General features: G+C 71.9%; 11 protein-coding genes. 6 read left to right on the plus strand and 5 right to left on the minus strand.

All coding sequences use genetic code 11. From position 1 onward, the window contains the following. Positions 1-4 precede the first annotated feature (4 nt). Positions 5-745: an MBL fold metallo-hydrolase gene (locus tag ACFQ58_RS11370; RefSeq protein ID WP_376951614.1), complete on the minus strand. Its 741-nt coding sequence runs from the start codon at positions 743-745 to the stop codon at positions 5-7. A gap of 107 nt (positions 746-852) precedes the next feature. On the opposite strand from ACFQ58_RS11370, the gene ACFQ58_RS11375 reads away from it, so the two are divergent. From ACFQ58_RS11375 to ACFQ58_RS11390, 4 genes are all read left to right on the plus strand, one after another. Then, positions 853-1,563: an NUDIX domain-containing protein gene (locus ACFQ58_RS11375; protein WP_376951220.1), complete on the plus strand. Its 711-nt coding sequence runs from the start codon at positions 853-855 to the stop codon at positions 1,561-1,563. 60 nt (positions 1,564-1,623) lie between these two features. After that, positions 1,624-2,178 (plus strand): MarR family winged helix-turn-helix transcriptional regulator, encoded by a 555-nt coding sequence (locus tag ACFQ58_RS11380; RefSeq protein WP_376951221.1) that lies wholly within the window; start codon positions 1,624-1,626, stop codon positions 2,176-2,178. 205 nt (positions 2,179-2,383) lie between these two features. Beyond that, on the plus strand, positions 2,384-3,724 hold the full coding sequence (locus ACFQ58_RS11385) for a serine/threonine-protein kinase (RefSeq protein WP_376951222.1): 1,341 nt from the start codon (positions 2,384-2,386) through the stop codon (positions 3,722-3,724). 93 nt (positions 3,725-3,817) lie between these two features. Then, on the plus strand, positions 3,818-4,951 hold the full coding sequence (locus tag ACFQ58_RS11390; RefSeq protein ID WP_376951223.1) for an AI-2E family transporter: 1,134 nt from the start codon (positions 3,818-3,820) through the stop codon (positions 4,949-4,951). 12 nt (positions 4,952-4,963) lie between these two features. Here the strand turns inward: ACFQ58_RS11390 and ACFQ58_RS11395 are convergent, their stop codons facing one another. Continuing rightward, a complete protein-coding gene (locus ACFQ58_RS11395; RefSeq protein ID WP_376951224.1) occupies positions 4,964-6,367 on the minus strand; it encodes a GNAT family N-acetyltransferase in 1,404 nt (467 codons plus the stop codon). A gap of 96 nt (positions 6,368-6,463) precedes the next feature. On the opposite strand from ACFQ58_RS11395, the gene ACFQ58_RS11400 reads away from it, so the two are divergent. Continuing rightward, the gene (locus ACFQ58_RS11400) at positions 6,464-8,233 is read left to right on the plus strand and encodes an ABC transporter ATP-binding protein (protein WP_376951225.1); all 1,770 of its coding nucleotides are present in this window, start codon (positions 6,464-6,466) and stop codon (positions 8,231-8,233) included. Between the two features lie 54 nt (positions 8,234-8,287). After that, positions 8,288-9,625 carry a DUF1254 domain-containing protein gene (locus tag ACFQ58_RS11405; protein ID WP_376951226.1) on the plus strand — a complete coding sequence of 446 codons (1,338 nt, stop codon included), beginning with the start codon at positions 8,288-8,290 and terminating at the stop codon, positions 9,623-9,625. On the opposite strand, the gene ACFQ58_RS11410 is transcribed toward ACFQ58_RS11405, so the two are convergent. Genes ACFQ58_RS11410 through ACFQ58_RS11420 form a run of 3 tightly spaced genes read right to left on the minus strand, consistent with a single transcriptional unit; the run spans position 9,609 to position 12,948 of the window. After that, positions 9,609-10,511 (minus strand): sugar phosphate isomerase/epimerase family protein, encoded by a 903-nt coding sequence (locus ACFQ58_RS11410; protein WP_376951227.1) that lies wholly within the window; start codon positions 10,509-10,511, stop codon positions 9,609-9,611. The two genes, ACFQ58_RS11405 and ACFQ58_RS11410, sit on opposite strands and share 17 nt — an antisense overlap. Continuing rightward, the gene (locus tag ACFQ58_RS11415; protein WP_376951228.1) at positions 10,508-11,758 is read right to left on the minus strand and encodes a DUF993 family protein; all 1,251 of its coding nucleotides are present in this window, start codon (positions 11,756-11,758) and stop codon (positions 10,508-10,510) included. The genes ACFQ58_RS11410 and ACFQ58_RS11415 overlap by 4 nt, the downstream gene beginning before the upstream one ends. Positions 11,759-11,760: 2 nt before the next feature. After that, complete coding sequence (locus tag ACFQ58_RS11420) at positions 11,761-12,948, minus strand: Gfo/Idh/MocA family protein (RefSeq protein WP_376951615.1); 1,188 nt, start codon at positions 12,946-12,948, stop codon at positions 11,761-11,763. Between the last annotated feature and the right edge of the window lie 287 nt (positions 12,949-13,235).

A 13,235-nucleotide genomic window follows, 5' to 3' on the forward strand; every position in this document is an offset into this window, starting at 1 on the left:
GGCGTCAGGCGCCGCGCAGGTACTCCAGTTGTGCCCGCACGGATGCCTCGGCGGCGAAGCGCACGGACCCATGGACGTCGGCGTACACGTCGTCGGTCACGGCCTCGGTCGTCGCGTCGGCGCCGAGCCGGGTGAGGGCGTTGCGGATCTGGTCGAGCCGCTCGCTGCGGTGCGCGAGGTAGGCGTCGCAGATCGCGGCGAGGTCGGGCAGCGCCGGTCCGTGACCGGGGAGGACGGCGATCCCGCCGGGTGCGCCGATCGCCCGGAGGCGCTCGAGCGACTCGAGGTACGGACCGAGCGCGCCGTCGGGGTGCGCGATGATCGTCGTTCCGCGGCCGAGCACCGTGTCACCCGTGAACACGGCGACCGCGGCAGCGGAGGCAGCGGCCGCGCCATCCGTCGTCACTGGCACCAGGGCGAAGCACGCCGAATCGGACGTGTGGCCGGGCGTCGCGAGCACCTCGAGCTCGACCCCGCCGGCCCGGATGCGCTCGCCGTCGGCGAGCGGCGCGCCGTCGCGGCACCAGACGGGGTCGATCGCGCGCACGGGCGCGCCGGACAGCCCGGCGAACGCGTCGACGGCCTCGGTGTGGTCGCGGTGGCGGTGGGTGATGAGCACCAGCTCGACGCCGCCGGCCGCGAGGCGCTCGAGATGCGCGGGGTCGGACGGCCCCGGATCGATCACGATCGAGCCGCGCGCGCCCGGCGCGCGGAGCACCCAGGAGTTCGTGCCGTCCAGCGTCATCGGCCCCGGGTTCGGCGCGCGAACCAGCGTCACGCCATCGGGCAGCTGCGGAGCATCGGCGGTCTCGGCCACCTCGGCAGTGTACCGACCCGGCATAGGCTGGCGGGATGGATCGCGACGAGGCCCCAGCCACCGTTCCCGCCGTCGGATCGGCCGCCACCGTCGTACTGCTCCGCGACGGCCTCGGGGGAGTGGAGGTGCTCCTCGCAGAGCGCCCCGACCGCGGGTCGTTCGCCGGCGCCTGGGTCTTCCCGGGCGGCGCCGTCGACGACGATGACGCCGAGGGCGAGCCGCTCGACTCGAGCGGGGCCGCGCGACGTGCCGCGGTGCGCGAGACGGCCGAGGAGGTCGGGCTCGCGATCGACCCGGAGGCACTCGTCGAGTTCGCCGTGTGGAGTCCGCCCGAGGGTGTGCCGAAGCGCCTCCGCACGCGGTTCTTCGCCTCCCGGGCGCCCGAGGCCGAGCCCGTGCCGGCGCCTGCCGAGCTCGTCGCCACCGAGTGGCTGCGCCCGGCCGACGCGCTCGCCCGCCATGCCGGGGGCCGGATGACCCTGTTCCCGCCGACGTGGGTCACGTTGCACGGGCTTCGCGATGCGCTCTCCGTCGAGGCCGTGCTCGCCCGACTCGCCGAGCAGGGGGTGCTGCCGTTCGTCGGCCGGTTCAGCGGCGACCGGAGTCGGTTGTTCTGGCAGGAGGATGAGGAGTTCGCGGTGGAGCGGGAGAACACCGTCCGAGGCGAGGAAGCGGGCGAGTCGGTCGGGGCCCGACATCGGCTCCTCATGGACCAGCTGCCGTGGAGGTACGTCCGTTCCTTCTGAGCCCCGCGCCGGGGCCGATTGCTAGAGGGTCTAGTAACGAGTTCATGTAGTATCGGTGGGATGACTGGCGAGCGATCCTCGGGCTACTGGTATGCCGCTGATCGCACCCGACGGGGCGTCGCGGTGCTCAACGCGCTTCGCGATTACCGAGCCGCCGAGACGGCCATGCGGCGACGCACGCGCTCCGCCATGCACATGGGCGAGACCGATCTCCTCGCCATCCGCTTCCTCCTCAAGTGCCAGGCCGAGAAGCGGTCGGTGAGCCCGAAGGACCTCTCAGCGCACCTCGGCATCTCGTCCGCGTCGACGACCGTGCTCATCGACCGGCTGGTGCGCAGCGGTCACGTCGAACGCCTGCCGCACCCGACGGATCGCCGAGCGCTCGTCATCGCCCCGACCATCACGAGCGACGACGAAGTGCGTGCGACGCTCGGCGATATGCACCGCAGGATGATCGAGGTCGCGGAGGGGCTCGAGCCCGATGAGGCCGTCGCGGTCCTCGACTTCCTCGACCGCATGCGCGAGGCCGTCGACAGCGTGAGCGAGGTCGGCGGACCCGACGAACGGGCTGAGGCGCGGGTCTCGGCCATCGTGTCGGGGCGACCCGTCTCCTGAGCCCGGACTCATCCGCTGCACGTTCAGGTGCGCCATGTCAACGGGCAGCAGGTGAATTGCCCAACTGTATCCGCATTCGGAAGACTGCATGACGTGATGCGATCGCCGGGGATGCTAGTTAGATAAACTAGCGAAACGCCGCAAGATCCCCAGCAATCGTGCGCGTGGAATCGGTCGCCCCGACCGGAGAGAAGAGGCCATCCGCATGCACGAGTCGTCCCCCGAAGGACGCCCGCACCCGCCCGGCATGCCGGGCGTGGCCGGCGTCGGCGTCAGCACCGACCCCACCCTCCGACCTGATGCGGTCCACCGCACCGGGCCGGGCGCCGTTCCGAACCCCGACGAGGCCGCGAGCGCGAACGCAGTCGGCGCACACGTCGCCGACCTGCGGGCCGACCCGATCCTGCCCGCGCATCGGGATGTCCGCACCGATCCCAGCGTCCGCACCGATCCCGCCCTTCGCACCGACCCGAGCGCGATGCCGTCCATCCCGGGCGCCGTCTCACCCGATGCATTTCCCGTGCCTGCGCAGGACACGGCCGGCGAGCCCGAGTACACCGAGCCGGTGCCGCGCTACGAGTTCCTCGAGCACATCGGCTCGGGTGGCATGGCCGACGTCTACCGGGCCCGCGACAACGAGCTCGGCCGGCACGTCGCCGTGAAGCTGTTCCGCGACGCCGACGAGACGGTCTCCGACCGCCAGCGCCGGGAGCGCGAGATCAACCTGCTCAGCGGCCTCACCCACCTGGGCCTGGTCCCGGTCTACGACGCGGGCAGGCTCATGCACGCGGGCGTCGAGCGCCGGTACCTCGTGATGGAGCTCGTCGAGGGCCTCTCCCTCGCGCACCGGATCCACAACGGGCCGCTCAAGCCGCGGCAGGTCGCCGATGTCGGCGCCCAGGTCGCCGACGTGCTCAGCTACGTGCACGGCCACGGCGTCATCCACCGCGACATCAAGCCCGAGAACATCCTCGTGAGCGAGACGCCGACGTTCGGGTACACGCTCATGACCCGACTGGCCGACTTCGGCGTCGCCCAGTTCGTCGACGGCACGCGCCTGACCGGCCACGGCACCATCATGGGCACGGCGGCGTACATCTCGCCCGAGCAGGCGCGCGGTGAGGACGTCACCGCCGCGACGGACATCTACTCGCTCGGGCTCGTACTCCTCGAGTCGCTGAAGGGCGAGCGCGAGTACTCGGGCACCCCGATCGAGGCCGCGCTCGCGCGCCTCCACCGGTCGCCTGAGATCCCCGAGGAGCTCTCGGCCGAGTGGCGGGCCCTGCTCGCCGCGATGACCGCGGACGACCCCGCGGTGCGGCCGAACGCGCACGACGTCGCGAGCACCATGCGCGACATCATCCGCTCGATGATCTTCGAGACGCACGTGCGCAAGGGCCGGGTTCCCACCTGGGCCCGGGTCGCCGACCAGGGGGATGCCGCGAAGCAACGGCTGCTCATCGGCGCCGCCGGGGCGCTGCTCGGCGCCCTCGCGGTCGGCGTCGCGGTCGCGGTCTGGCTCACGACCGCCGGCGTGTCCGTGTGACCCGCCCGATGCGGATGGCGCCATCGCGTGGGTTGACGGTCGGCGCGGCGCGCCGACCGTCGCGCCGCGCGGCGCGCGCGTAGCGTCGCACCCATGTGGAGACGCGTCGCCGGCGTGGTCCGGCAGCCCGAGCCGCCCGTGCAGGCCGAGGTGACCGCCGAGGCGAACTCGAACGCGCCCGAGGTCCGGGTGCGGGCGTTCCGGATGGGCTTCGTCGGCGCGATCGGCGTGCTGCTCGCGGTGTTCCTCGGCGGCATCATCGGCCAGCTCAGCACGGTCCTCCTGTACGTCGCGCTCGCGCTGTTCCTCGCGCTCGGCCTCGACCCGGTCGTGAGCTGGATGCAGCGCCGCGGGATGGCGCGGTGGGTCGCCATCCTCATCGTGTTCCTGGTCGTCATCGGCCTGTTCGTCGGCCTCATCGCGACCATCGTGCCGCTCGTCGTCGAGCAGGTGACCACGATCGTCGAGAACTGGGACCAGATCGTCGAGGATGCCGCGAACAGCGACCTCGTCGCGTGGATCAGCTCCGTCGCCGGCGGCACCACCTGGATCGAGGACAGCATCGCCTTCATCGGCGATTGGCTCGGCGACCCGAAGAACATCGGCGCGCTGACCGGCGGCATCCTCGCCGTGGGGGCCGGCATCGCCGGCGGGCTCACCGGTGCGACGATCGTGCTCATCCTCACGCTGTACTTCCTCGCATCGCTCGACGCGATGAAGCGGTACGCCTCGCGCTTCGTGCCGGCCTCCTCGCGCAACGGCTTCGTCGAGGTGTCCGAGGAGATCACGGGATCGGTCGGCCGCTACGTCATCGGACAGGTCAGCCTCGCCTCGATCAACGGCGTGCTGAGCCTCATCTACCTGACGATCATCGGCGCGCCTGCGCCCATCCTGCTCGCGTTCATCGCGTTCCTCGGCTCGCTCGTGCCACTGATCGGCACCCTGACGGGCGCGGTGATCATCACCATCATCAGCTTCACCGCCGGGCCCGCGACCGGCGTCGCGGCCGCGGTCTACTACCTGATCTACATGCAGATCGAGGCGTACGTGCTGAGCCCGCGCATCATGAGCCGCGCCGTCTCGGTGCCGGGCGCGCTCGTGGTCATCGCGGCGGTGGCGGGAGGAACGCTCGGCGGCGTGCTCGGCGCGCTCGTCGCGATCCCCATCGCGGCATCGCTCATCATCATCGTCGAGAAGGTGATCTTCCCGCGCCAGGACCTCGCCTGACCGGATGACGCGTCAGAACCAGATGCTGAGGTGCGGCGTGCGCGGTGACGCGAACATGCGGTCGGCGAGGTCGAGCGCCCCGGGCGACGCCTCCGTGATGCGTCCGGCCCGCGCGAGCACCGACGGACGCACGCCGCCGAGGTAGATCGACGCGAGGTCGCGCACGTGCAGGCGCATCGAGCGCGGGACGGCAGCGCGGTTCGCCGAGCGCGAGCCGCCCGCCTCGGCACCGGCGCTGCGCGTGCGCGATCGTTCGCGCTTGGGCGCCGCCTCGTCGGCTTGGCCGTCGGAACGGGGGGAGTGCACGACCGCCCGCCCGTCGGCGGACGCCAGCAGGGTGTAGCGCCCGGCGGCGTACCCGAGCGGATCGACGATGTCCAGCACGAGCTCGCCCGCGGCGCCGTAGCGGCGGGCCCCGAGGGCGGCCGCGGCGTCGACGACGCGGACCCACAGGTGGTCGCCGGCGTCGCGCGTCGTGACGGCGCGCGGATCCTCGAGCAGCCATTCGAGCGGCTCGTCGACCGAGCGCAGCAGGCCGCGCACGCCTGTGACGAAGTCCTGCTCGACCAGCACGCGCCAGAGCGCGCGCTCCGCGTCATCCGTCGCCGCGGCCAGCACGTCGAACTCGACCCAGCCGGGCTCGTTCGGCTCGCGGGTGACCCGGAAGGTCGCGAAGCCCTGCGGCTGGCCGTGCTCGTCGTCGTACCGCAGGGCCCTGAGGCCCCGCGAGGAATCCGAATCGGGGTCGACGAGGCCGAGCATCCGATCGAGCGCGCCGGACCAGCGGTCGATCTCGCCGGGCGTGCGCGAGACCGCACGCCGGGAGATGGCCGGTGCCTGGTCGCGGAGCGACGCGGGCTCGACGAAGTGGACACGCCCCGGTGCATCCGGCCCGATCCAGTGGGCGCGCCGGCGGTCGACCTCGACGGTCGTCGCCTTGGCGGCGGGCGCGTAGCCGAAGCGGCCGTAGATGGTCGCCTCGGTCGCGGTGAGCATGGCGACCGCCGCGCCCGCGCGCCGGGCGGTCGCGAGCTCGGCCTCCATGAGGGCGCGGGCGATGCCACGACGGCGATGGGTCGGCGAGACGGTCACCGAGCTCACGGCCCAGCCGTCGACGCTGCGGCCGCCCGGCACACTCAGGCCCGAGGGCCAGCTCGAGACCGTGGCGACCGGGACGCGGGGTTCGGGGATGTCGTCGTAGACGCCGTGGATGCGGCGCTCCGCCATGACCCCGCGGTCGTACTCGCGGCCGACGTCGCGCGGGCGCGGGTGGTGGAAGCCGCGGTGGTCGGCATCGATCCATCCGTCGAGTGCCTCGAGGTCGGTCGGGTCGACGAGCCGATAGTCCAGGCCCTTCGCGGCGAGGGCCGCCTTCGCGTCGGGGTCGATCGGGATGGAGCGGGGTTCGAACGACATCGATCCAGCCTACGGTGCTGCGGCGGGCGCCCGAGCACGCCGGTCGATCCAGCAGCGGGGATGGCGCGTCGGTCGCCCGCACGGCAGAATGGACGCATGCATGGGCAAGCGCTTTCCGAGATCGAGCGGGCCGTCGACGGACGACGGCCCGCTCGGTCGGTCCTGCGACTGCTCGTCATGCACCGCGGCCGGGTCGCGGCATCCGTCGCCTTCTTCGCCCTGAAGGACACGCCGCTGTGGCTCATGCCGGTCGTCACGGCTGAGATCATCGACGTCGTGGTCGCGGGCGGGCCGCTCGGCACGCTCGCGCTCTGGGCCGGCATCGCGGTCATCGCACTCGTGCAGAACTACCCGAACCACGTCGCGTACACGCGCCGGTTCATGGGGGCCGTCCGCGACATCGGCCGCGACCTGCGCAACGCCCTGGCCGCGCGGCTCCAGGTGCTGTCGATCGGCTTCCACACGCGCGCGAACTCGGCGATCGTGCAGACGAAGGTGGTGCGCGACGTCGAGAACGTCGAGGTCATGCTGCAGCAGACCGCGCATCCGCTGCTGTCGGCCACGATGGTGCTGATCGGCGCGATCACCATGACCGCGATCAACGTGCCCCAGTTCCTTCCGGTGTACGCGCTCGCCATCCCGCTCGCCGTGCTGCTGCGCGCCATCCTGAACCGCCGGAGCCGGGCACGCAACGAGTCGTTCCGGCGCGAGGTCGAGCAGTTCTCGGCGCGCGTCGGCGAGATGGCGACGCTGCTGCCGATCACCCGCGCGCACGGGCTGGAGCAGGTGGCCGTCGGCCGCGTCGCGCGCGGGGCCGACGGGGTGCGACAGGCCGGTTTCGCGCTCGACTTGCTCAACGGACGGTTCGCCTCGCTGTCGTGGGTCTCGCTGCAGCTCCTCGGCGTCGGCTGCCTCGTGCTCGCCGCATGGATCTCGGTGAGCGGGTGGCTCCCCATCACCGCAGGACAGGTCGTGCTGCTGAGCGCCTACTTCGCGCTGCTCACGCAGGCGGCGACCGGCCTGCTCATGCTGCTGCCGATCATCGCGCGCGGCACGGAGTCGGTCCGCTCGATCGCCGAGGTGCTGCAGGAACCCGACCTCGAGCACAACGCGGGCAAGCGGGCCGTGCAGGCGGTGCGCGGCGACATCCGCCTCGACGGTGCCGAGGTGCGGTACGAGTCCGGCGAGCCGCCCGCGCTCGACGGCGTCGACCTCGAGATCCGCGCGGGGGAGACCGTCGCCTTCGTCGGCTCGTCCGGATCGGGCAAGTCGACCCTGCTGAACCTCGTGCTCGGGTTCCTGCGGCCCACCCGCGGTCGGGTGCTGCTCGACGGCGTCGTCATGGAGGAGCTCGACCTGCGCACCTTCCGGCGCTTCGTGTCGGTCGTGCCGCAGGAGTCGGTGCTGTTCGAGGGCACCATCCGCGAGAACATCGCGTACGGACTCGGAGACGTGAGCGACGAGCGCGTGCTCGCCGCCCTGCGCGACGCGAACGCACTCGACATCGTCGCCGCCCAGCCGCAGGGCTGGGACACCGTGGTCGGCGAGCGCGGTGCGCGGCTGTCGGGAGGCCAGCGCCAGCGGCTCTCGATCGCGCGGGCGCTCGTGCGCGATCCACGCGTCCTGCTGCTCGACGAGGCGACCAGCGCGCTCGATCCCGAGTCGGAGTCGAAGGTGAAGGACGCGCTGAGCCGGCTGATGCGCGGACGCACGACCCTCGTCGTGGCCCATCGGCTCAGCACCATCCGATCGGCCGATCGCATCGTGGTGCTCGAGCGCGGCCGCGTCGTCGAGACCGGCTCGCACGACGAACTCGTCGCCGTCGGCGGAAGGTACGCCGAACTGCATCGCGTGCAATCCGCCTGATCGCAGTAGCCTGACCGGAAGGGCCCGCGCGGGCCCGTTTTCCGGGGGTGCTCGATGGATTGGACCGAACGCCTGCTCGTCGACGGCTACGTCTTCGGGTATCCGGTCGTCTACAACCTCTCGTCGATCCAGGCGATCGCGCAGCACGGCATGGGCGCCGCGCTGCCGCCGCCGGGCTGGAACCGCTTCGCGTTCGCGCCGCGGCTGGCGACGCCCGATGATGCGTTCGTCAGCGTGAACAACGACACGATCTACGCCATCGCCTTCCTCGACCTGTCGGGCGGACCGGTTCGACTGCGGGTTCCTGACACCGACGGCTCGTACTACGTGCTGCAGTTCGTGGACGCGTGGACGAACAACTTCGCCTACGTCGGGCGACGGGCGACCGGAACGGGCGAGGCGGAGTTCCTCATCGTGCCGCCGGGATGGGACGGTCCCGTCGGGTCCGACGGCGTGCGTGTCATCGAGGCCCCGACCGACATCGCCGCCATCGTCGGCCGGCTCGCGGTCGACGGCGACGACGACCTGCCTCGCGTGCAGCGCATCGAGGCGGGCCTCGCACTCGAGCCCCTCAACGGGAACGGACCGCTCCGCGGCATCCCGCAGGGTCACGCCGCCGGGCTGCCCGAGCACCTGCGTCCGTGGGAGCTTCTGCGCGCGTGGAGCCAGGCGTTCCCGCCGTCAGCGCCCGACCGCGAGTACCTGCGCCGCTTCGCGGCGTACGGCCTCGCCGATCGCGGCAACCCGTACGGCATCGTCTCGCGCGAGCTCGACGAGCACCTCGCGCACGCCACCGCCGAGGGTCGCAACCGCATCGAGGAGCTCTCGCGACCCGACGCGTCGCGCGCCGTCAATGGGTGGAACCTGCTCGTGCACGCGTTCGACTACAACCTCGACCACTTCGGCATCGGCACCGTCGACGCCCCCGAGTGGCGCATCGCCGACCGCGAGCAGGCGTACGAGACGCGGGCGCGCTCGGCCCGCAACGGCCTGTGGGGCAATCACGGGTACGAGGCGGTGTACGGCGAGGTGTTCGTCGACGCCGACGGCCGGCAGCTCGACGGTGCGCACGCCTACGAGCTGCGGCTCGAGGAGCCGCCGCCCGCAGACGCGTTCTGGTCGATCACGATGTACTCGATGCCCGACTTCCTGCTCGTGGCCAACCCGATCGACCGGTACTCGATCGGGGACCGCACGCCGGGGCTCGTGCGCGCCACTGACGGATCGCTCGTGATCCGGATGCAGCGCGAGCGACCCGACGACGAGGTCGCGGCCGCGAACTGGCTGCCGACGCCCGCCGGCGAGTTCCGGCCCATGGTGCGCATCTACGAGCCACGGGCGTCGGTGCTCGACGGCACCTACCGGATGCCTGCGATCACGCGCCTCGACTGAGGGCCGACGACGTCGCGGGCGCCTTCGCGAGGTGCGGGGCCACGACGGCGTCGAAGGATGCCGCGGTGCGGTCGGCCACCTCCGCGAACGGCGTCGCCCAGATCTCGGCATTGAAGAGCTCGACCTCGATGTCGCGGTCGTAGCCCGTCGCCTCGACGGCCTCCGTGAACGACGCGAAGTCGACCACGCCGTCGCCCGGATAGTGCCGGGCGAGCAGGACGTCGGCAGGCAGCGGCGCCTTCCAGTCGCATACCTGGTAGCTCGCGATGCGGCCCTCGCGGCCGGCCCGTGCGATCTGGTCGAGCGCCTCCGGGTCCCACCAGACGTGGAACGTGTCGACCTCGACGCCGACGACCTCGGGCGCGAACGGCGCTGCCAGGTCGAGCGCCTGCTTCAGCGTCGAGACGACCGCCCGGTCGGACACGTACATCGGATGGAGCGGCTCGATGGCGAGCTGCACGCCGCCCGCCTCGGCGTCGGGGGCGAGCTCGGCGAGCGCGTCGGCCACGCGGGCGCGCGCGCCGATCAGGTCGGACGAGCCCGCGGGGATCCCGCCCGCGACGAGCACGAGCACGGCCGTCGAGCCCGGCGCGCCGGCCGCCGCGAGCGTCGCGGTCTCCTCGATCGCACGGCGGTTGTCGTCGATCGACGCGCGGCGCTCCGGACCCTCGGGCATCGTGAAGAATCCCGCCCGGCAGAGGCTCGTGAACCGCAGGCCCGAGCTCCCGAGGCGGCGGGCCGCCTGCTCGAGACCGAGCTCGGCCACGGGCTCTCGCCACAGGCCGATCGCCTGGTAGCCGGCCTCCGCGGTGACCTGCAGCGCCTCGTCGAGCGTCGCGTGCTTGATCGTGGCCTGGTTCAGCGAGAGCCTCGGATGCGCGCTCATGCGGGCACCCCCACGCTCGTCGCGTCGGCCGAGTCGGACGCAGCCGGCGCGGGCGCGCCATCCGCTGCGGTCTCGACCGGGCGCGCGGTCGTGTCGACGCCGTTGATCGTGAGCAGCTCGTGCCAGCGAGCAGCCGCGAGCTCAGGGCGCTCGAGCGCGGCCGAGGCGTTCGCGAGCTCGACGATGCGCGAGAGGTGCGGCAGGCTGCGCGCCGCGTGCAGGCCGCCGACCATCTGGAACGCCGGTTGGTGGCCGTTCAGCCACGCCAGGAAGGCGACGCCCGTCTTGTAGTAGAACGTGGGGGCGGCGAAGACCTGGCGCGACAGCTCCTCGGTCGGGCCGAGGATGGCGCGGTAGGCGTCGATGTCGTTCGCGTCGAGCGCCTGGATCGCCGCGGAGGCGTTCGGCGCGAGGGCCGCGAACGCTCCGAGCAGCGCGTCGGAGTGCCCCTGCTCGTCGCCCTCGATCAGGCCGACGTAGTGGAAGTCATCGCCCGTGAACATGCGGGCCGTCGCCGGAAGGCGACGCCGCACCGAGATCTCGGCATCGGCGTCGAGCAGGCTCATCTTGACGCCCTGGACCGCGTCGCGGTTCGCCTCGATGACCTGCAGGAGCGTGCCGGCCGCGGCATCCGTATCGGTCGACCCGAAGTACCCCTCGAGCGCCGGATCGAACGCCGTGCCGAGCCAATGGAGCACGACCGGGGCGCCCGCCGCCGAGAGCACCTCGCGGTAGACGCGGCGGTAGTCGTCGGCGTTCTGCGCGGCGCGGGCCAGGTGCCGGCTCGCCATGAGCACGACTCCGGCACCCGCGTCCTCGGTGTGATGCAGCTGCTCCTTGTAGGCGTCGATCACCTGCTCGAGCGAGATGGACTCGTCGTCGACGTGGTCCGTATTCACGCCGACGACGAGGCGTGCGCCCGCCGACGCCGCCTCGGCGGCGCTGCGGGAGATGAGTTCGCGCGTCGCGGCCGCATCGAGGCCCATGTTGCGCTGCGCGGTGTCCATGGCGTCGGCGACGCCGAGGTCCCACGACCACACGTGATGGCGGAACGCGAGCGTCGCGTCCCAGTCGATGTCGGCCGGTTGCCCCGGCGTGTTGTCGGCGTGGGCCTTCGGCACCACGTGGGCTGCGGCGTAAGCCACGCGCGACTGCAGGGGCCGACGGGGCTTGGCGAAGCTCGGCGCCGGATGCAGCGCGACGGCGCGGGTCGCGCCATCCGTGCCGAGGAGGGTGAGCGTGGTCATGGTCAGCGGGCTCCGGTGAGCTCTGACGCGTCGCCCGGCACGGCGACCGTCTCGACAGGCGAGTCGAGCGTCACGACCGGGATCTCGATGCGACGGCCCTCGGCGTTCGAGCGGAGGCCCTCCTCGGCGAGGAGCACGCCGCGCGCGCCCGCGAGGAAGTCGTAGTGGTTCGGGGCGTCCTCCACGACGTGGCGGATGAACTCCTCCCACTGCTCCTTGAACCCGTTCTGGAACTCGCGGTTGCCGGGCGACTCGATCCAGTCGCCCGCGTAGTCGTGCTCGTCGGCGAGGTCGGGGTTCCACACGGGCTTCGGGGTCGCGTTGCGAGGCTGGATCTTGCAGCCGAACAGGCCCACGACGGCCGAGCCGTGCGTGCCGTCGACCTGGAACTCGACGAGCTCGTCGCGGTTCACGCGCGTGGTCCAGCTGGAGTTGAGCTGCACCGTGATGCCGCCCTCGAGTTCGAAGATGGCGTAGGCCGCGTCATCCGCCGTCGCCTGGTACGTCTCGCCGTGCTCGTCGACGCGCTCGGGGATCTCGGTGACGGCCTTCGCGTAGACCGACTCGACGCGGCCGAACAGGTTCTCGAGCACGTAGTTCCAGTGCGGGAACATGTCGACGATGATGCCGCCGCCGTCCTCGGCGCGGTAGTTCCAGCTCGGGCGCTGCGCGGGCTGCCAGTCGCCCTCGAACACCCAGTAGCCGAACTCCCCGCGCACGCTGAGGATGCGGCCGAAGAAGCCGCTCTCGATCAGGCGCTTCAGCTTCTGCAGGCCCGGGAGGTAGAGCTTGTCGTGCACGACGCCGTTCTTGATGCCGGCCTCGTCGGCGAGGCGCGCGAGCTCGAGCGCCTCCTCGAAACTCTCGGCGGTCGGCTTCTCGGTGTAGATGGCCTTGCCGGCGGCGATCGCCTTCTTCAGCGCGGCTGCGCGGGCCTTCGTCACGAGGAAGTCGGAGTAGACCTGCCAGCGGTCGTCGGCGAGCGCCGCGTCGAGGTCGGTCGTCCAGTGCTCGAGCCCGTGCTTCTCGGCGAGCTCGGCGAGCTTGGCCTCGCTGCGGCCGACGAGCAGCGGCTCGACCTGGACGCGCGTGATGCCGTCCGACAGCAGCACGCCGCCCTGCTCGCGGATCGCGAGGATCGAGCGCACGAGATGCTGGCGGTAGCCCATGCGGCCGGACACGCCGTTCATGATGATGCCGATGGTCTTCGGGGTCGTCGCGTCTGCCACGGTGAGGTTCCTCTTCGAGCCGGGAGCGGGCGACGGACCTGGCGGCCGCCGCCACGCTGTGGGAAAGCGTTTACCCGAGTGTAGGACATGGTTCCCCGTGAGCGCAACACCTCGTTCGCGGCACGCTCCGCACGTTGCGATTCGGTGGGCCACCACCGGCACCCTGTTCGGGTGCACGACCCGGTGCGGCCCATCGGCAATTCGTTCGGGGTACACGGCGTCGGAGATCCGACCCGACGCGCCGCCAG

The sequence above is a fragment of the Agromyces sp. NPDC056523 genome (assembly GCF_042794545.1).
Taxonomy (GTDB): domain Bacteria; phylum Actinomycetota; class Actinomycetes; order Actinomycetales; family Microbacteriaceae; genus Agromyces.